The 17946-nt window shown below is 72.8% G+C and carries 16 protein-coding genes; 10 read left to right on the top strand and 6 right to left on the bottom strand.

Features of this window, described 5'->3' with window-relative positions:
* Positions 1-138 precede the first annotated feature (138 nt).
* From ACIRVH_RS23525 to ACIRVH_RS23535, 3 genes are all read right to left on the bottom strand, one after another.
* Positions 139-1629: a glycoside hydrolase family 43 protein gene (locus ACIRVH_RS23525; RefSeq protein ID WP_403956307.1), complete on the bottom strand. Its 1491-nt coding sequence runs from the start codon at positions 1627-1629 to the stop codon at positions 139-141.
* Between the two features lie 200 nt (positions 1630-1829).
* Positions 1830-3161 (bottom strand): diaminopimelate decarboxylase, encoded by a 1332-nt coding sequence (gene lysA / locus ACIRVH_RS23530; RefSeq protein WP_403956309.1) that lies wholly within the window; start codon positions 3159-3161, stop codon positions 1830-1832.
* A complete protein-coding gene (locus ACIRVH_RS23535; protein WP_403956311.1) occupies positions 3158-3508 on the bottom strand; it encodes an SAV_915 family protein in 351 nt (116 codons plus the stop codon). Before ACIRVH_RS23535 ends, lysA begins: the two co-directional genes overlap by 4 nt.
* Before the next feature lie 317 nt (positions 3509-3825).
* On the opposite strand from ACIRVH_RS23535, the gene ACIRVH_RS23540 reads away from it, so the two are divergent.
* The 3 genes from ACIRVH_RS23540 to ACIRVH_RS23550 all read left to right on the top strand — a co-directional run bounded on the left by ACIRVH_RS23540 (position 3826) and on the right by ACIRVH_RS23550 (position 7315).
* A complete protein-coding gene (locus ACIRVH_RS23540; protein ID WP_403956312.1) occupies positions 3826-4356 on the top strand; it encodes a universal stress protein in 531 nt (176 codons plus the stop codon).
* Positions 4357-4471: 115 nt separating this feature from the next.
* On the top strand, positions 4472-5029 hold the full coding sequence (locus ACIRVH_RS23545) for a hypothetical protein (RefSeq protein ID WP_403956314.1): 558 nt from the start codon (positions 4472-4474) through the stop codon (positions 5027-5029).
* 336 nt (positions 5030-5365) lie between these two features.
* On the top strand, positions 5366-7315 hold the full coding sequence (locus ACIRVH_RS23550; protein WP_403956316.1) for an amino acid transporter: 1950 nt from the start codon (positions 5366-5368) through the stop codon (positions 7313-7315).
* A 77-nt stretch (positions 7316-7392) separates the two neighbouring features.
* Here the strand turns inward: ACIRVH_RS23550 and ACIRVH_RS23555 are convergent, their stop codons facing one another.
* The gene (locus ACIRVH_RS23555; RefSeq protein ID WP_403956318.1) at positions 7393-7989 is read right to left on the bottom strand and encodes a DUF1707 domain-containing protein; all 597 of its coding nucleotides are present in this window, start codon (positions 7987-7989) and stop codon (positions 7393-7395) included.
* 125 nt (positions 7990-8114) lie between these two features.
* Here ACIRVH_RS23555 and ACIRVH_RS23560 point away from each other — a divergent pair, with 125 nt between their 5' ends.
* Positions 8115-8510 carry a molybdopterin-binding protein gene (locus ACIRVH_RS23560; protein ID WP_094214403.1) on the top strand — a complete coding sequence of 132 codons (396 nt, stop codon included), beginning with the start codon at positions 8115-8117 and terminating at the stop codon, positions 8508-8510.
* Between the two features lie 46 nt (positions 8511-8556).
* Here ACIRVH_RS23560 and ACIRVH_RS23565 read toward each other — a convergent pair whose 3' ends face one another.
* On the bottom strand, positions 8557-10293 hold the full coding sequence (locus ACIRVH_RS23565; RefSeq protein ID WP_403956320.1) for a helix-turn-helix domain-containing protein: 1737 nt from the start codon (positions 10291-10293) through the stop codon (positions 8557-8559).
* Positions 10294-10503: 210 nt separating this feature from the next.
* Here ACIRVH_RS23565 and ACIRVH_RS23570 point away from each other — a divergent pair, with 210 nt between their 5' ends.
* Positions 10504-11328, top strand: a complete 825-nt coding sequence (locus ACIRVH_RS23570) for an FAD binding domain-containing protein (protein WP_403956322.1) — start codon at positions 10504-10506, stop codon at positions 11326-11328.
* Complete coding sequence (locus ACIRVH_RS23575; protein WP_403956323.1) at positions 11325-14051, top strand: molybdopterin-dependent oxidoreductase; 2727 nt, start codon at positions 11325-11327, stop codon at positions 14049-14051. Before ACIRVH_RS23570 ends, ACIRVH_RS23575 begins: the two co-directional genes overlap by 4 nt.
* Here the strand turns inward: ACIRVH_RS23575 and ACIRVH_RS23580 are convergent.
* Positions 13966-14463, bottom strand: coding sequence for a molybdopterin-dependent oxidoreductase (locus ACIRVH_RS23580; protein ID WP_403956324.1), 498 nt, complete (start codon positions 14461-14463; stop codon positions 13966-13968). The genes ACIRVH_RS23575 and ACIRVH_RS23580 overlap by 86 nt on opposite strands.
* A gap of 195 nt (positions 14464-14658) precedes the next feature.
* Between ACIRVH_RS23580 and modA the strand changes: the two genes are divergently transcribed.
* From modA to ACIRVH_RS23600, 4 genes are read left to right on the top strand one after another with little or no spacing between them, the layout of a single operon-like run.
* A complete protein-coding gene (modA, locus tag ACIRVH_RS23585; RefSeq protein WP_403956325.1) occupies positions 14659-15486 on the top strand; it encodes a molybdate ABC transporter substrate-binding protein in 828 nt (275 codons plus the stop codon).
* Positions 15483-16349, top strand: coding sequence for a molybdate ABC transporter permease subunit (gene modB, locus ACIRVH_RS23590; RefSeq protein WP_403956327.1), 867 nt, complete (start codon positions 15483-15485; stop codon positions 16347-16349). Before modA ends, modB begins: the two co-directional genes overlap by 4 nt.
* A gap of 52 nt (positions 16350-16401) precedes the next feature.
* Positions 16402-17487, top strand: a complete 1086-nt coding sequence (locus tag ACIRVH_RS23595; protein WP_403956369.1) for an ABC transporter ATP-binding protein — start codon at positions 16402-16404, stop codon at positions 17485-17487.
* A gap of 28 nt (positions 17488-17515) precedes the next feature.
* A complete protein-coding gene (locus tag ACIRVH_RS23600) occupies positions 17516-17935 on the top strand; it encodes a molybdopterin-binding protein (protein ID WP_403956328.1) in 420 nt (139 codons plus the stop codon).
* Positions 17936-17946: the final 11 nt, after the last annotated feature.

Raw genomic sequence — 17946 nt, forward strand, 5'->3', positions numbered from 1 at the left:
TTCGGAGAGGGTCCCGACAAGAGAAAGCGGAGCCCACCGCATGCCGCCGAATCATTCACCGAATCCCGGTGGGCCGAAACATTCGCTCAGATTCCCGAACGTTCCGAACCGCGACTCTAGGAAGGCGCGTGGGGAGCGTCAAGATGTCGTGCAGCAGGTCGCGGACTCGTAGTCGAACCAGTCGAAGGCCGCGCTCCCCTCGGTGACGTACATGCCGAGGACACGTCCGGTGAAGCCACCGGCCACCTCGGTGGAGAGATAGCGACCGTCCAGTTCGGCCAGTCGAACGATTCCTTCGGAAGTTTCGATCGAGAAGGCGATACTGTCGGGTCCGCTCAGCGGTGCGGGCTCCCGGGTCGCGCGGATGTCCAGGGCCAGGGTGACCGGACCCGCGGGCACCGGGTGTGCGGCGATGCGCTGCCGCACCGGCCCGATCCGTACGACCACGGCGGCCTCGCCCCTGCCCACTTCGAGGTCGTAGTGGTGGGCCTCGTCCAGCCGGACGGACAGCCCGGAGCGCGACGCCGGTCCGGGGTCGAGCAGCACGGCGGCCCGGCAGTCCGGGTGCTGCTGGCGACGGCCGACGAAGGTGTGCCCGGGCCGGTCGAGGCTGTCGCCGGTGGCCGTCAGGGTCAGCCGGCCCGGCCGCTCGGTCAGGGACCAGCAGCCGTCGGGCCGGCGGCGCGGGGAGATCCAGTGCGGTGCGAGGGTCCGGTCGGTGAAGTCGTCCCGGACGGGCGGCGGTCGGAGGGGCGCCCAGGCGGCCGGCGCCGGATGCCGTTCCCGCACCGGCCCCACCCGGGGCCAGCCGTCCGCCCACTCCACCGGCACCAGGAAGGTCTCCCGGCCCAGGACGTGGAACTCCGGGAAGTGGCCGCGCGGCCGGGTTCCGAGCAGCAACATCCACCAACTGCCGTCGGCCGCCTGGACCAGGTCGGCGTGGCCGGTGCACTGGACGGGCAGGCCGGTGCCGCGATGGGACAGCAGCGGGTTGCCGGGCGCCGGTTCCCAGGGGCCGCGCGGGGAGCGGGCGCGGGCGGTCGAGACGCCGTGGCCGAGCGCGGTGCCGCCCTCGGCGAGCAGCAGGTACCACCAGTCGCCGATCCGGTACAGGTGCGGCGCCTCGGGATCCCGCAGACCGGTGCCGGACCACATCAGCAGCGGCCCTTCGAGCACCTTCCCGCTCCGCGGATCGATGCGGGCCACGGTGACCCCGGCCATCGCGCACCAGCACTGCCCGTCCTCGTCCCAGGCGAGGTCGGGGTCGATGCCGGGCAGGTCGATCCACACCGGGTCCGACCAGGGACCCTCGGGCCGTTCGGCGGTGACGAGGAAGGTTCCGCCGGCCCCGACGCAGGTGGTGACGACGTGGAAGAGTCCGTCGTGGTGCCGGACGGTCGGCGCGTACACGCCGCCGGAGGCCGGCACGTCGTCGGGCAGCGCCAACTGCCCGGGCCGGTCGAGGACATTGCCGATCTGGCGCCAGTGCACCAGGTCCCGGCTGTGGAACAGCGGAAGGCCGGGGAAGTACTCGAAGCTGGAGCACACCAGGTAGTAGTCGTCCCCGACGCGGCACACGCTGGGGTCGGGATGGAAACCGGGGATGACGGGGTTGTCGTACGTCCGCATGTACGCCTCACAGGTGATCGAAAGTTTCGAGCCTGTTGGCGAATCTTACTGGCCCCCTACGCTGGGACTCGGGCGGACTGAGCAACTGCAAGGCCCGGGCGGGCCGGCCGGCGAGGGAGGGAGGACCGGCCCGCCCGGGAGTCCGGTGCGCGGCGCAGTGACGCGGGACGAGGTGGCGTCGGATGCCGGACGCGGTGGTGTCAGACGCCCACGTCGCGGCTGCGCAGGTCGGCGAGCGACTCACGGCGGACCAGCAGGCGGGCCCGGCCGGCGTGCACGGCGACCACCGGCGGGCGGCCGACCAGGTTGTAGGCGGAGGCCATGGACAGCTGGTGGGCGCCGGCCGCGGGCACGGCGAGCAGGTCGCCGGGGCGTACGTCGGCGGGGAGTTCGGCCTCGGCGAGGACGTCACCGGCCTCGCAGTGCCGGCCGACGACGGTCACCGGGGTCAGGGGCGCCGTGGCGGGCCGCCCGATCAGACGGGGTGCGTAGCGGACGCCGTACAGGGCGGGCCGCGGGTTGTCGCCCATGCCGCCGTCGACCGCCACGAAGGTGTGGTCGCCGGTGCGTTTGACGGCGAGGACGTGGTAGACGGCGATGCCCGCGGGGCCGGCGATCGCCCGGCCGGGTTCGATGATCAGACGGGGCACCGGCAGGCCGGCCGCGGCGCAGGACGCGGCGAGTTCGGCGCGGACCCTGCGGGCCAGGACGGCCGGGTCGAGGGCCGGTTCACCGGGGCGGTAGGCGATGCCGTGCCCGCCGCCGAGGTCGAGTTCGGGCAGGACGAGACCGTGCTGATCGCGCAGCCGGGCCAGCAGGCCGACCATGCGGCGTACGGCGGTGACGTACGGCTTCACGCTGGTGATCTGCGAGCCCAAGTGGCAGTGCAGGCCGACGAGTCGGAGCTGCGGCTGGTCGAGGATGCGGGCGATGGCGTGCTGGGCGTGGCCGTCGGAGAGGGAGAGGCCGAACTGCTGGTCCTCGGTGCCGGTGCGGATCTTCTCGTGCCCGCCCGCGGCGATCCCGGGCACCACGCGGACCAGCACCTGCTGCCGGCCGTCGGGTCCGAGTGCGGCGGCCAGCCGGGCGATCTCCGCGGGGCTGTCGATCACGATCCGGCCCACGCCCAGGCGCAGCGCCGACTCCAGGTCGCGCGGCGACTTGGCGTTGCCGTGCAGCACGATCCGCTCGGGCGGGAACCCGGCGGTGACCGCCAGCTCCAGCTCACCGGCCGAGCACACGTCCAGGCCCAGGCCCTCCTCGTCCGTCCAGCGGACCATGGCCCGGCACAGGAACGCCTTGGCCGCGTAGAGGACTTCGGCCTCGGGGAAGGCCTGCCGGTAGGTACGGCAGCGCTCGCGCACCTCGCCCTCGTCGAGCACGTAGACGGGGGTGCCGAACCGGTCCGCGATCTCGGCGAGCGGGACTCCGCCGACGGCCAGGTCACCGGGGCGGGACTCGGTGGCCGAGGCGGGCCAGACGGACGGGCCGGCGAGGGTGGTGGGGACGGCTGCTTCGTGCAGGGTGGTCATCGGGTGCTCCCCTCAGTGATCCGGAAGGCGGGGAGCCGGAAGGTCCGGGCGGCGGGGCCGGGGGCCGGGGCCGAGAACGTGGGGTCCACGGTGAGGGTGGTGACGCCGAGCGGTGCGGTGAGCGCGCGCAGCGCGGGCTCGGCGAGGCGGATCCATGGCTGGTCGGGGCCCAGCGTGTCGCCCAGGAGGCGGGCGGAGGTGAAGGCGACGGCCGTGCGGCCACCCAGGGGGGTGCGGAACAGGCGGGCCGTGCACCCGGCGGGTCCCGGCCGGACGGGGACGAACAGGGGTCCGGCCGGGGTGCGTTCGGAAGGCTCCGGGTCGTCGCCGCAGACGAGTTCGGGCATGGGTTGCCTCCTGGGAGGAGCGTGGTGGCCTTGAGCGCCCCGGACGCGGGGAGGCGGACCGGGGCTGCCTCGACGCTATGCCCGGCCGGGCCGGTGATCCGATCCCTCATGACGCGACGCTGACGGCGAACGGGCCGACGCTGACGGGTTGCTGACGGGCGCGGACACCGGACGAGCCGGAGCCGTCAGGGACCTGCCAGAAATTGCTCCCGTCGGCTGGTCGAATCGCCCGTACAGGAGTGGGATGGAAGAGAAGCCCTGTACGCGGGCCCACCCGCGGGGGTCGCCCGCGGGCATGCGTGAGGAACGGTGGAGTCATGTCCGGTTACGACGCCTCGGCGGCCGCCCGCGTGGTGGTCGGGGTGAGCGGTTCCCTGGGCAGCGTCACGGCCCTGCGCCGGGCCGCGGCACTGGCCCGGCGACTGGGTGCGGAGCTTTGGCCGGTGCTGGCCTGGGAGCCGCCCGGCGGCGATCCGGCCGCGCGCCGCTCCCCCGCCGCCGGTCTGCTGGTCGAGGAGTGGCAGCGGCTGGCCAAGCAGCGGCTGGCCTCCGTGCTCGAGGAGATCTTCGGGGAGGACGGGCCGGGGGTGCCGATGCACGCCGTGATCGTCCGCGGCACTCCGGGCAGGGCACTGGTGGTGACCGCCGACCGCGACAGCGACCTGCTGGTCGTGGGCGCCGGCCGGCGCGGCCTGCAGCGCGCCTTCTCGAGCCGCGTCTCCCGGCACTGCCTCGCGCACGCCGACTGCCCGGTCCTCGCGGTACCGCCGTCGCCGCTGGAGTCCGACCTGGTGTCCGTCCACCGCCGCAACGCCTGGCATCTACGGATGGACACCCGGGGTCTGTGAGGCGCTGTGAGCGCGTCAACAGGCGCGTCAAAACCCGCTGCCATGGCGTCAGGGTCCCATCAATGAACGGCACGGCCGGGTCCCACCGGGCCCGCCCCTCTCTACCGTCAAACCCATGGAGCATCGCGACGACACCCGCCCCGAGGTGACGGCACCGCACCCGTACGGCACCGGTCCCGTCGCGTACGACCGTCAGTACACCTCGGACCTCTTCGGCTCGGCCCGCTGCGCGGCCGTGCTGCTCGGCATGCTGCTGCTCGTCGACCTGGCGGCAGGCACCCTCACCTGGTGGCGCTCGGCCCTGTGGATCTCCCTGGCCCTGCTCCTCTTCCTCGTCCTCCTCCCCGCCCGCGTCTCGGCCGGCGAGGGCTGGCTGGCCTCCCGCCGCCTGCTGCGCACCCGACGGGTCCGCACCGACCGGCTGGTCGCGGTACGCCCGTTGGACGGCGTCGCTAAGCGCCTGGTCCTGCGCGACACCCTCGGCGCCCGCGTCGAGATCGACCCCGAGGTACTCCTGCGCAATCCCGACCTCTGGCTCCGCCTGACCGAGGCGGCCCACTCCTCGGAGACCTCCGGCACGCTCCGCGCCGGCACGACGGCCCTGCACCAGCTGGCGGAACGCATCGACCGGGAGACGGCCCTGCGGGTGTTCAGGGCGTCGGGCCTGGAGTAGCAGACGCTTCAAGGGGTGTCAGCCCACGCAGATACGCTCGCTGCGGCTGCGCTTCCGCTGTCCGCGGGGCAGCATGGAGGTGTCGTACGAGATGACGCTGGGTGTCCGACCCGGAGTTCGCGGCCGCCCCTCCCCCATACAGTCGAACGCGTGCCGTCGGCCTGCGGGCCTCTGCTTCTTGCCGCGTCACCTCCTCCCGTCGGGTCTTTCTTAACGCAAGATTGACGCCCTCAGACCCTGGATCCGTGGGCCCAGGCGTCACTCTCTGCTTACGCTGGTGCCGCCGTCCGTGTGATGGCCGGAAACCGCTGAGCCGCACACCAGGAGCACACGCCGATGGCCACGACCGAGCACCCTCCTCCCAGTCGCCTGCGCACCTGGATGCTGGAGGGGCTGTCCGACATGGGCAAGGGGCACGCCCGCCCCGAAGCCCAGCCGGAGCCCGCGCACAAGGGCCAGCGCTGGTGGCGCGTGATGTGCCTGACCGGTGTCGACTACTTCTCCACCCTCGGCTACCAGCCGGGCATCGCGGCCCTCGCGGCCGGTCTGCTCTCTCCGATCGCCACGCTCGTCCTCGTCGTCGTCACCCTGGCGGGCGCCCTTCCGGTGTACCGCCGGGTGGCAGAGGAGAGCCCGCACGGCGAAGGCTCGATCGCAATGCTGGAGCGGCTGCTGTCCTTCTGGAAGGGCAAGCTGTTCGTCCTGACTCTGCTGGGCTTCGCCGCCACGGACTTCCTGATCACCATCACCTTGTCGGCCGCGGACGCCTCCACCCACTTGATCGAGAATCCGCACCTGACGAGCACGCTGCACGGCCAGCAGATGATCATCACCCTGCTGCTGGTCGCCCTGCTCGGCGCCGTGTTCCTCAAGGGCTTCCTGGAGGCGATCGGCGTCGCCGTCGCCCTGGTGGTGGTCTATCTCGGGCTGAACGCCGTGGTCGTGGTCGTCGGGATGTGGCACGTCTTCACCGCTGGGCACGTGGTCACCGACTGGACCAGCGCCCTGACCACCGAGCACGGCAACATCTTCGCCATGATCGGCGTATCCCTCCTGGTCTTCCCGAAGCTCGCCCTGGGCCTGTCCGGCTTCGAGACCGGCGTCGCCGTCATGCCGCACGTCCAGGGCGACCCGGACGACAGCGAGGACAAGCCGACGGGCCGTATCCGGGACACCAAGAAGCTGCTGACGGCAGCCGCGCTGATCATGAGCGTGTTCCTGATCGCCACGAGCTTCATCACGACGGTGCTCATCCCGGCGGACGAGTTCAAGTCCGGCGGTCAGGCCAACGGCCGCGCGCTGGCCTACCTCGCGCACGAGTACCTGGGCAATGCCTTTGGCACGGTCTACGACGTCTCGACCATCGCCATCCTGTGGTTCGCCGGCGCCTCCGCCATGGCCGGGCTACTCAACCTGATGCCGCGCTACCTGCCTCGGTACGGCATGGCTCCACACTGGGCGCGCGCCGTGCGCCCAATGGTGATCGTCTTCACGCTGGTCGCCTTCCTGGTGACCTGGATCTTCGACGCCAACGTAGACGCGCAGGGCGGCGCGTACGCCACTGGCGTCCTGGTGCTGATGTCCTCGGCGGCGATCGCGGTGACCATTGCGTCCCGCCGGGCCGCTCAGCGCGGGTGGACCGTCGGCTTCGCCGTTGTCTCGGCGGTCCTGCTCTACGTGACCGTCGCGAACGTCATCGAGCGCCCGGACGGTGTGAAGATCGGTGCCTGCTTCATCGTCGGCATCATCCTGGTCTCGCTGGCGTCCCGGCTGGCCCGCGCCTTCGAGCTGCGCGTCACGCATGTCGAACTGGACGACATGGCGGAGCGATTCATCCGCGACATGGCCAGCCGCAAGATACGGTTCATCGCCAACGAGCCCGACGTGCGCGACAAGGCCGAGTACCGCGACAAGGTCGAGCAGATCCGGGCCGACAACGAGATGCCCGAGCAGGAGGACTTCGTCTTCGTCGAGGTCACGGTGACCGACCCCTCCGAGTTCGAGGCGGGCCTGACCGTACGCGGCGAGGTCCTGCACAACCGCTACCGCGTCCTGACCGTGGAGTCCTCCTCCATCCCTAACGCCCTCGCCGCGCTCCTCCTCCACGTCCGCGACGCCACCGGCTGCACTCCGCACATCTACTTCGAGTGGACCGAGGGCAACCCGTTCGCCAACTTCCTGCGCTTCTTCCTCTTCGGGCAGGGCGAGGTCGCCCCGGTCACCCGTGAGGTGCTGCGCGAGGCGGAATCGGACCGCGCCCGACGCCCGCGCGTCCACACCGGCTGAGGCACAGCCGCGGTCACGTCGGGTCCCTCAAGCAAGGGGGACGACAGTTGCACCAGGCCGGGAAGACGGCACGCGCCTCAGGCCGTCGCCGTCTTCCTGCCGAACAGCCGCCGCGGCGGTCGCGCCTCCAGCCGGCCCATGCTCAGCCGCCCGTGTATCTCCACGCGCAGCACGACCGGAGTCCCGGGCTGCCCGGCCGGCCGCACCTTGGCCGTGCCGTAGTCGATCACCAGGGAGTCGGTGTCCACGACCACGCCGGGCCGGGTGATCAGCCGCAGGGTGCCGCCGCGCAGGTCCAGGTCGATGCGGAGGGTGTCGTGAGTGATCTCCGCCCGGGTGAAGTCGACGGTCACATCGCCCCACTCCGAGTCGATCTCCATCCGGCGCGGCACCGACCATCCGTTGCCGCGCGTGGCCGACGAGAACTGCTGCTCGATGCGGACGACGTCCTTGACCGGCGCGGCCCCGGGCGCGTCCGGCAGGTCGCCCGTCAGCTCCGCGAGCTCCCCGAGCGTGCGCGCCGACAGGGCCGCCCCCACCCGCTCGTCGTGTTCCTCGGCGGTGAGCCTGCCGTCTCCCGCGGCCGCCGTCAGGACGTCCACCACACGGTCCCGGTCCGCGTGCGAGGCCCGCACCCCGGACGGCACATCCGTGGGCACCAGTTCGGCCGACATACCCTCACCCCGATTCGGACGCCCCCGCAGGGGACCCAATGTCACGCACTAACGCTATATCGCGTTATACCCAACGGCCAACCCCACGTCCACGGTTCCCACGTCATGGCCCTATCGTGACCGGCATGCAGTCCTACACGATCGGCCAGGCCGCACGGCTGCTCGGCGTGAGCCCCGACACCGCCCGCCGCTGGGCCGACGCCGGCCGGGTGGCCACCCATCGCGACGAGGCCGGGCGACGGCTCATCGACGGCAAGGATCTCGCCGCGTTCTCGGTCGAGCTGGCCAAGGCGGGCGGCGGTGAGGAGGACGCCTCCTACACCTCGGTCCGCAACGCCTTCCCGGGCATCGTCACCGCCATCAAGCTCGGCGACGTCGCCGCACAGGTGGAGATCCAGGCGGGCCCGCACCGCCTGGTCTCCCTGCTGACCCGGGAGGCCGTGGAGGAACTGGGCCTGGAGGTCGGCATGGAGGCCACCGCGCGCGTGAAGTCCACGAACGTGCACATCGACCGCGTCTGACAACGCCTCCGGGGGCCTCTCCGAGACCGCCTCCCGAGCGGCCCCCTCACCGGCACAGCAGCGCCGCCCACAGGTCGAGCCGGTCGCTCAGCAGGGACAGGTCCCGTCCGGTGAAGTGCTCGATGCGCTGGATCCGGTAGTGCACGGTGTTGACGTGCAGATGCAGCGCCTTGGCCGTGCGCGCCCAGGACCCGTCGCAGGCGAGGAACGTCTCCAGCGTGCTCAGCAGTACGGCGGTTGCGGTGCGGTCGGACTCCAGCAACGGACCGAGGACCGTACGGCTGTAGGCGGCGCGCACCTCGGCCGGCACACCGGTGAGCAGCGCGTCGAGGCTGGTGAGGGTGGTCGCATCGGCGAGGAGGGAGGCGTCCGGCGCCGTGGTCCGGGCCGAGGTGAGGGCGTACCTTGCCTGCGCCAGCGCCCCGCCCAGCCCCTCGGGACCGTCCGTGGGCGCCCCGGTGCCGCCGTGCAGGGCCACCTCGGGCGCGCAGCCGGCGACCAGCGACCAGACCTCGCCCAGGACGCCGTCGTAGGCACCGGGCAGGACCGCGAAGGCACACCCGTCCGGCAGCCGCCCCACGACCGTGGCTCCCGCCACGGCATCCGCGGCCCCGTGCGCGGCACCCTCGGCCCTGATCGCCCCGTGCGCGGCATCCCCGGCCCTGACCGCCCCCCGCGCGGCATCGCCACCGGCACCCACCGCGTCCCGCACGGCCTCGGCCGCCGCCTTACTGACGTCGCCCCCGCCGCGCCCGGCCCTCTTCGCGCCTCGCCCCGCCTTCTCCGCACCCCCCGCCGCGCCCCGCGCAGCCTCCGCCCGAACATGCCGGGCCACCTCCGCCAGCGCCCCCGCCGACACCCCCGGCCACCGCGTCCCCGCCTCGGCGACCACCACCCGGTACGGCCCCGCCTCCGGCAGCCCGCAGCGCCGTAGCGCCGCCTCCACCGCCCCCGCTTCCGGCTCCGGCGCCGCGAGCAGGGCGCCCAGGTCGTCCGCAGCCCGCCGGTCGGCCGACCGGCGCCGGGCCGCGACCTCCTGACAGTGACTCAGGGCTGCGGCGGTCTCCTGCAGCATGCGCGGTGGCGCGCTGTCGGGGTCGGGCACGTACAGCAGCCGGCGGTCGTAGGCAGAGCCGCTGTCGGCCTCGACGGACACGGTCACCCCGGTGCCGTCCGCCACGAGCGCGACCGCCTCCTGCGCCGCGACGGCCGGCGCCCCCGCCGTGGCCGCGACCGTGCACCCCGAGGGCGTGAACACGTAGGCGGTGACGGGGTCGAGGTGGGCGAAGGCGGCGCCGAGGACTCCGTCCGGACCGGCCTCCTGGGCAAGGAGCCGGCTCAACCGCACCCGCGCGCTCTCCGGCAGCGCGGGATGACGCAGCGCGTGCCGGCGGCTCAACTCCCCCCACTGCCGCAGGTACACCGTGTCGGTGATCGACCGGAACATGATGTGCGCCGGCACCCCCGCCACCGGCACCCCGTGCCGCACGCACGCCTCGACCAGGTCGTCCGGCACACTCCCGTGCGTCTCCTCCCCCGCGAGCAGCGCCGCGGCTCCCGCGCCCTTCAGCGCCGAGACGAACCGGTCCGCCTTGACCGGCCCGCCGTCCGGCGACCACCACACCAGCCCGCTGAGCACGACCTCCCCGGGCCGCACGAAACGGGCCGGGTCCTCCAGGTCCGTGACGGTCACACCGCTGATTTCGCGCCTCAGCAGGACGTCCTCCGCCCACAGCAGGCGCAGTCCGAGGGAGGCGTCCCCCAGGAGGTGTTCGACGTGCATGTGCTGGCTCCTCGTACGGCCGCCGGACGCTGGACAGAACGCCCTGCCTCTCGCATTCACCAGGCGAGTGCGAGAAGAAACATCGTAAATGCAAGCTCAGAGGAGGGGAATGCTTCTTGGTTGATCCTCCAGTACCGGCGCCGGGGGCGTCGGAGTTTCCGTGCCGTACACCAGTCGTTCCGTCCCGGCCGCGTTGGTTCGCTTCCGGCCATGGACCTGAACACGGTGGCCGACATACGCGACGCCCGGCGGCCCGCGCCCTGGCGGCCGGGTGACGCCTGGCTCGGCGGCGGAACGTATCTGTTCTCCGAACCCCAGCCGCACCTGCGGCGCCTGGTGGACCTGAGCCGCATGGGCTGGACGCCCGCGCAGCGGCACCCGGACGGCTCGCTGGAGATCGCCGCCACCTGCACCGTCGCCCAGCTCTCCCGCCACGCACGGACGTTGCCCGCCCCCGCGGCGCCCCTGTTCGAGCAGTGCTGCCGGGCGTTCCTCGCCTCGTTCAAGATCTGGCACATGGCCACGGTCGGCGGCAACCTGTGCAACGGCCTGCCCGCCGGCCCGATGATCTCCCTCACGGCGGCCCTCGACGGGGAGTGCCTGCTCATCGCCCAGGACGGCGTACGGCGCCGGGTCCGGGTCGCCGACTTCGTCACCGGGGCGGGCCGCAAGGACCTCGCCGAGGGCGAGCTCCTGCGCTCGGTCACCCTGCCCGCCCGAGCCCTCGCCTGCCGCACCGCGTTCCGGCAGGCGTCCCTGTACGGCCTCGGGCGCTCCGGTGTCCTGGTCATCGGCACGCTCGACCCGCTCGACCACTCCGTCACGGTGACCGTCACCGCGGCCACGGTCCGCCCGGTGCGGCAGTGGTTCCCGCTGCCGCCGACGGCCGGGCAACTGCGGGCGGCGATCGACGCGGGGGTCGCCGACGGCGAATGGTTCGACGACATCCACGGGCTGCCCGAGTGGCGGCGGCACATGACGTTCCGGCTGGCGGAGGAGATCCGCCGGGAGCTGGTCGAGGAGGAGCGACGATGAGCATCGAGGTCAACGGCAGGCACCACGAGGAGGAGCCACGTCCGGGACAGTGTCTGCGCACCTACCTGCGCGAACGCGGCTGGTTCGGGGTGAAGAAGGGCTGCGGCGCCTGCACGGTCCACGTCGACGGCGAGCCCGTGCACAGCTGCCTCTACCCGGCCTTCCGCGCCCACGGCCGCGCCGTCACCACCGTCGAGGGCCTCGCCGCCCCGGACGGCGAACTCCACCCCGTCCAGCAGAAGTTCCTCGACGCGCAGGGCTTCCAGTGCGGCTTCTGCACGGCAGGCTTCCTGATGACCACGGCCGCCCTGGACGAGGAGCAACTCACCGATCTCCCCCGGGCGTTCAAGGGCAACCTGTGCCGTTGCACCGGGTACCGGGCCATCGAGGACGCCGTACGCGGGGTCAAGAACACCGAGGAGCCGGCGCCCGGTGAGTCCGTCGGCCGCAGCCTCCCCGCCCCGGCCGGACCCCAGGTCGTCACCGGAACCGCCCGCTACACCTTCGACCTCGACGTGCCCGGCCTGCTGCACATGAAGCTGCTGCGCTCCCCCCACGCGCACGCCCGCATCCTCGCGATCGACACCTCCGCCGCCCTGCGCGTCCCCGGTGTCCGGGCCGTGTTCACCCACCAGGACGCCCCGGAACGGCACTTCTCCACCGCCCGCCACGAGCACCCCGAGGAGGACCCGGCCGACACCCGGGTCCTGGACGACAGGGTCCGCCACATCGGCCAGCGCGTCGCGGCCGTCGTCGCCGACAGCGAGGCCGCCGCCGAGGAGGGCTGCCGCCGGATCGAGGCGACGTACGAGGTGCTGCCCGCCGTCCTCCACCCCGAGGAGGCCATGCGGCCGGGGGCTCCGGTGGTCCACGACAAGGACGCGGCGACCGCCCGGATCGCCCGCCCGCAGGCCAACGTCGTCGGCGAGGCTCACGGCGAGATCGGCGATGTCGCGGCCGGTTTCGCCGAGGCGGACGTCGTCTACGAGGAGACCTTCCGCACCCAGCGGGTCCAGCACGCCAGCCTGGAGACGCACGGCGCCGTCGCCTGGATCGACGAGGAGGGCAGGCTGACCGTCCGCACCAGCTCCCAGACCCCGTTCCTCACCCGCCGCGCCCTGTGCGCCCTCTACGACCTGCCCCCGGAGCAGGTCCGGGTGGTCGCGGGCCGGGTGGGCGGAGGTTTCGGCGGCAAGCAGAAGATGCTGGTCGAGGACGTGGTGGCGCTGGCCGTGCTGAAGCTGCGCCGCCCGGTGAAGCTGGAGTACACCCGCGCCGAGCAGTTCTACGGTGCCACCACCCGCCACCCCTTCACCGTCCAGGTGAAGGCGGGCGCCCGCCGCGAGGGCACCCTCACCGCTCTCCAGCTGCGGGTGGTCGCGAACACGGGCGCCTACGGCAACCACGGCCCGGCCGTGATGTTCCACAGCGTCGGCGAGTCCATGGCGGTCTACCGCGCCCCGCACAAGAAGGTCGACGCGTTCTCGGTGTACACGCACACCGTCCCGGCGGGCGCCTTCCGCGGCTACGGCCTGGGTCAGGTGCTGTTCGCGGTGGAGTCCGCCCTGGACGAGCTGGCCCGCCGCCTCGACCTGGACCCGCTGGAGTTCAAGGCGCGCAACATCATCGGCCCCGACGAACCCATGCTCACGCCCGGCGGCCACGAGGAGGACCTGCACATCGCGAGGTACGGCCTCGACCAGTGCCTGTCGATCGTGCGCCGGGCCCAGGCCGAGCCGCTCGCCGAACCCGTCCCGGACGGCTGGCTGCTCGGCGAGGGCGCGGCCCTAGCGATGATCGCGACCGGGCCGCCCGGGGGCCACATCGCCGACGCCAAGGCCACCCTGCTGCCCGACGGAACCTTCGACCTGGCCGTCGGCACCGCCGAGTTCGGCAACGGCACGACAACCGTGCACCGGCAGATCGCGGCCGGCGAACTCGCCACCACCGTCGACCGGATCACCGTCCGCCAGTCCGACACGGACGTCGTACGGCACGACACGGGCGCCTTCGCCTCCACCGGCACCGTCGTCGCCGGCAAGGCCACCCTGCGCGCCTCCCGCGCCCTCGCCGACCAGTTGCTGGATCTCGCCGCGGCCCACCTCGGCGCGCCCCGCGAGCACTGCCGGCTCACGGAGGAGGCGGTGCTGCACCCGGGCGGACGGCTCCTGCTGAAGGAGGTGTACGCCGCCGCCCGCGCGGTCGGCCTGGGCCTCGCGGCCGACGGGCACTTCGGCGGCACCCCGCGCTCGGTCGCCTTCAACGCGCACTGGTTCCGGGTCGCGGTCGACCCCGGCACCGGGGAGATCCGCGTCCTGCGCAGTGTGCACGCGGCCGACGCGGGCAAGGTGATGAACCCGATGCAGTGCAGGGGTCAGGTCGAGGGCGGGGTCGCCCAGGCGCTCGGCGCCACGCTCTTCGAGCAGGTACGGCTGGACGAGCGGGGCGCGGTGGACACGGCCGCCTTCCGCCGCTACCGGCTCCCCCAGTACGCCGATGTGCCGCGCACCGAGGTGCACTTCATGGAGACGGCCGACGCGATCGGACCGCTGGGCGCCAAGTCGATGAGCGAGAGCCCGTTCAACCCGGTCGCCCCCGCCCTGGCCAACGCCGTACGGGACGCGACCGGCGAGCGGTTCACGGAGCTGCCGCTGACGCGCGACCGGGTGTGGCGGGCACTGGAGCGTCGAAGCCGTAGCCCCCGTCCACCCGGATCGCCGTGATCCCGCTGATGTGCCGGGCCCCGCAGCGGTCCTGCGGCAGCACCAGCTGGGGGCCGGCCGCGTCCAGCGGAGTGCCGTCGATGGTGACGGCGAGCAGCACGGGGGCGTGGGCGAAGTCGGGGTCGATCTCGGCCCAGGACAGCAGGGCGTGGTGGCCGTCGGTGCCGGTGACGGCGATGAGGAAGCGCAGCCGGTCCTTGCGCCGGGCCGGGTCGAAGCCGGGTCCGGCGTCGGCGAGCACGTCGTACAGGCGCGGACCGGCGAACCGGTGGTGCTGGACGTCGCTGGTGGCGCACTCGAAGCTGACGTCCGCCACGTGCTGCGGCCAGTCGAGCAGGTCCGGCACGGTCAGCCGGGCCGGTCGTACGAGATCGCCGGTCAGGGCGAGTTCCGCGAGCTTCACCGCGACCACCTCCCGCAGGACCGTACCCCTGCCCGAGCACCGTGCAAACGCACATGCCAGCCCCAAGTCACAACTTCGCAGCTCATGCGATGCGACAGGAGACTTACACCTGGCAGATGCGGCAGTATCATCGCCGCACGGCCGATTGTCCGGCCGTGCCAGGGCGCGACCGTTGTTCCACAGAACCCGAGGAGTAGATCCGTGATGACCCGTTCCGTGCGCCGGACCCGGATACTGCAGCTGGCCGGTGCGGGAGCCGCTGCCCTGATGGCACTGAGCGCCTGTTCCTCCTCGTCCGACGACTCGTCGGCCAAGTCGAAGGCGTCGGACTCGTCGTCCGCCGCCTCCCCGAAGCTCTCCGGGAAGGTCACCGTGTTCGCGGCCGCCTCCCTCAAGGAGAGCTTCACGACCCTGGGCAAGGAGTTCGAGAAGGCCCACCCCGGCACCTCCGTCAGCTTCAACTTCGGGGGCAGCGACACCCTCGCCGCGAGCATCACCAGCGGCGCCCCGGCGGACGTCTTCGCCGCCGCCAGCCCGAAGACCATGGCGATCGTGACGGACAAGCAGGACGCGGTCGGCACCCCGGCCACCTTCGTCCGCAACCAGCTGGAGATCGCCACCCTGCCGGGCAACCCCGACAAGGTGGCCTCCCTGAAGGACCTCACCAAGTCCGGTCTGAAGGTCGTCCTGTGCGACAAGACCGTGCCGTGCGGCGCCGCCGCGCAGAAGGCCCTGGACGCCAGCAAGCTGAAGCTCACGCCGGCCTCCTACGAGCAGGACGTCAAGGCCGCCCTGACGAAGGTCGAGCTGAAGGAGGCCGACGCGGCCGTCGTCTACAAGACCGATGTGAAGGCCGCGGGTGACAAGGTGGAGGGCGTGGAGTTCCCCGAGTCCGCCAAGGCCATCAACGACTACCCGATCGCCCTGCTGAAGAACGCCGGCAACGCCGCGGCGGCCAAGGCGTTCATCGAGCTGGTGCAGTCCGCCGAGGGCCAGAAGGTCCTGAGCGGGGCCGGGTTCCTCAAGCCGTGACCTCGCTCGGCAAGCCCGGCGCCGCGGCCGACCCCCGCACGGGTGGGCCGCGGCGCCGCCGCGTCGGCACGGGGGGCCGACGCGGGGTGCCGTTGCCACTGCTGGTGCCGGGCGTGGTGGCCCTGGCGTTCCTGCTGCTGCCACTGGTCGCACTGCTCGTACGGGCTCCCTGGCGGGGCCTGCCGCAGCAGCTGACCAGCGCGGAGGTGTGGCAGGCGCTCCAGCTGTCCCTGGTCACCGCGACGGCGGCGACGGCCGTGAGCCTGGTGCTGGGGGTGCCGCTGGCCTGGCTGCTGGCCCGTACGGAGTTCCCGGGCCGCGGTCTCGTCCGCGCCCTGGTGACCCTGCCCCTGGTGCTTCCGCCGGTGGTCGGCGGTGTGGCCCTGCTGCTCGCCCTGGGCCGCAACGGCGTCATCGGCAAGTGGCTCGACTCCTGGTTCGGGATCACCCTTCCCTTCACCACCACCGGCGTCGTGATCGCGGAGGCGTTCGTCGCGATGCCGTTCCTGGTCATCAGCGTCGAGGGCACCCTGCGGGCCGCCGACCCTCGCTTCGAGGAGGCGGCCACCACGCTCGGCGCCTCCCGCTTCACCGCGTTCCGCCGGGTCACCCTGCCGCTGATCGCCCCCGGCATCGCCGCGGGCGCGGTGCTGGCCTGGGCCCGCGCGCTCGGCGAGTTCGGCGCGACGATCACCTTCGCGGGCAACTTCCCCGGCCGCACCCAGACCATGCCCCTCGCGGTCTACCTCGCCCTGCAGAACGACCCCGAGGCGGCCATCGCCCTCAGCCTGGTCCTGCTGGCCGTGTCCGTCGCGGTCCTGGCGGGGTTGCGGGACCGGTGGCTGACGGGGACCGGGCGGTAACGGGAGGATGGGAGACGACGCTGTGCGTGTGCCGACGAAGGACGCCCTCTTCATGACCGACATCGACGCCCCCAAGGCCGGCCTCGAGGTGGTGGGCGAGCAGGGGCTCGACGCCCGGCTCGTCGTCGAGCGAGGCCCCTTCCGGCTCGACGTGGCTCTGACCGCCGCTCCCGGGGACGTCGTCGCCCTGCTCGGCCCGAACGGTGCCGGCAAGACCACCGCCCTGCGCGCCCTCGCCGGTCTCGTCCCGCTCACCGACGGCCATCTGCGCCTGGACGGCAACTCCCTGGACCACACTCCGCCCGAGTCCCGCCCGGTCGGCGTCGTCTTCCAGGACTACCTGCTCTTCCCGCACCTGTCCGCCCTGGACAACGTGGCCTTCGGACCACGCTGCCAGGGCCTCTCCAAGGCCGAGGCGCGGGCCCGGGCCGCCGCCTGGCTGGACCGCATGGGCCTCGCCGACCACGCCGACGCCAAGCCCCGCAGACTCTCCGGGGGCCAGGCCCAGCGCGTCGCGCTCGCCCGCGCCCTGGCCACCCGGCCCCGGCTGCTGCTCCTGGACGAGCCGCTGGCGGCCCTGGACGCCCGTACCCGCCTGGAGGTCCGCGCCCAGCTCCGCCGCCACCTGGCCGAGTTCGAGGCGGTCGCCGTCCTCGTCACGCACGATCCGCTGGACGCCATGGTGCTCGCGGACCGGCTGGTGGTCGTCGAGCACGGCCGGGTCGTCCAGGAGGGCACCCCGGCCGACATCGCCCGCCACCCGCGCACCGACTACATCGCGCAGCTGGTCGGCCTCAACCTCTACCGGGGACGGGCCGAGGGGCACACGGTACGGCTCGACGCGGGCCCCTCGATCACGACCACGGAAGTGCTGTCCGGGCCGGTCTTCGTGGCGTTCCCGCCGGTCGCCGTCACCCTCTTCCGGGACCGGCCCACCGGCGCCAGCGCCCGCAACCTGTGGCGCTGCGAGGTCGCCGGTCTGGAGACCCACGGCGACCAGATCCGCGCCGACCTCACCGGCGAACTCCCCCTCGCCGCCGACCTCACCACGGTCGCCGCGGCCGAGCTGGAGCTGCATCCCGGCGCAGCTGTCTGGGCGACGGTCAAAGCGACGCAGACGCACGCATACCCTGCCTGAACGGGTGCGCCCTCTACCGTGGGTGCCCATGACACTGAGCATCCGCAACCAGCTCCCCGGCACCGTCACCGAGGTCCACCCCGGCGAGGTCATGGCCACGGTCAAGATCCGCCTGGACGGCGGGCAGGAGCTCATGGCGGCCATCACCCTGGAGGCCGTCGAGCAGCTCGGCCTCGCCCCGGACTCCCGCGTCCTCTCACTGGTGAAGTCGACGGAGATCTCGCTCGCCACGAGCCGGTTCGAGGGCCTGTCGATCCGCAACCAGCTCCCTGGCGCGATCGTCCAGATCGCCCTCGGCGGAGCCATGGCCTCCGTGAAGGTCTCGGTGCCCGGCGGCGAACTCACGGCCGTGATCACCAAGGACGCGGCCGAAGACCTCGGCCTCTTCGTCGGTTCCGACGTGATCGCCCTGATCAAGGCGACCGAGGTCGCGCTGGCCTCGGCGTGAGCACGGGAGAG

Origin of the sequence: Streptomyces sp. NPDC101165 (genome assembly GCF_044768135.1) — a bacterium.
Lineage (GTDB): Bacteria > Actinomycetota > Actinomycetes > Streptomycetales > Streptomycetaceae > Streptomyces.

What these genes read in the sequence shown, in the direction of transcription:
- ACIRVH_RS23535 (WP_403956311.1), bottom strand. Translation starts at nt 3,508, where the DNA reads ATGCCCGAACTCGTCTGCGGCGACGACCCGGAGCCTTCCGAACGCACC.
- ACIRVH_RS23540 (WP_403956312.1), top strand. Translation starts at nt 3,826, where the DNA reads ATGTCCGGTTACGACGCCTCGGCGGCCGCCCGCGTGGTGGTCGGGGTG.
- ACIRVH_RS23565 (WP_403956320.1), bottom strand. Translation starts at nt 10,293, where the DNA reads ATGCACGTCGAACACCTCCTGGGGGACGCCTCCCTCGGACTGCGCCTG.
- ACIRVH_RS23550 (WP_403956316.1), top strand. Translation starts at nt 5,366, where the DNA reads ATGGCCACGACCGAGCACCCTCCTCCCAGTCGCCTGCGCACCTGGATG.
- ACIRVH_RS23600 (WP_403956328.1), top strand. Translation starts at nt 17,516, where the DNA reads ATGACACTGAGCATCCGCAACCAGCTCCCCGGCACCGTCACCGAGGTC.
- ACIRVH_RS23575 (WP_403956323.1), top strand. Translation starts at nt 11,325, where the DNA reads ATGAGCATCGAGGTCAACGGCAGGCACCACGAGGAGGAGCCACGTCCG.
- ACIRVH_RS23570 (WP_403956322.1), top strand. Translation starts at nt 10,504, where the DNA reads ATGGACCTGAACACGGTGGCCGACATACGCGACGCCCGGCGGCCCGCG.
- ACIRVH_RS23560 (WP_094214403.1), top strand. Translation starts at nt 8,115, where the DNA reads ATGCAGTCCTACACGATCGGCCAGGCCGCACGGCTGCTCGGCGTGAGC.
- ACIRVH_RS23595 (WP_403956369.1), top strand. Translation starts at nt 16,402, where the DNA reads ATGACCGACATCGACGCCCCCAAGGCCGGCCTCGAGGTGGTGGGCGAG.
- ACIRVH_RS23555 (WP_403956318.1), bottom strand. Translation starts at nt 7,989, where the DNA reads ATGTCGGCCGAACTGGTGCCCACGGATGTGCCGTCCGGGGTGCGGGCC.
- ACIRVH_RS23545 (WP_403956314.1), top strand. Translation starts at nt 4,472, where the DNA reads ATGGAGCATCGCGACGACACCCGCCCCGAGGTGACGGCACCGCACCCG.
- lysA (WP_403956309.1), bottom strand. Translation starts at nt 3,161, where the DNA reads ATGACCACCCTGCACGAAGCAGCCGTCCCCACCACCCTCGCCGGCCCG.
- ACIRVH_RS23525 (WP_403956307.1), bottom strand. Translation starts at nt 1,629, where the DNA reads ATGCGGACGTACGACAACCCCGTCATCCCCGGTTTCCATCCCGACCCC.
- modA (WP_403956325.1), top strand. Translation starts at nt 14,659, where the DNA reads ATGACCCGTTCCGTGCGCCGGACCCGGATACTGCAGCTGGCCGGTGCG.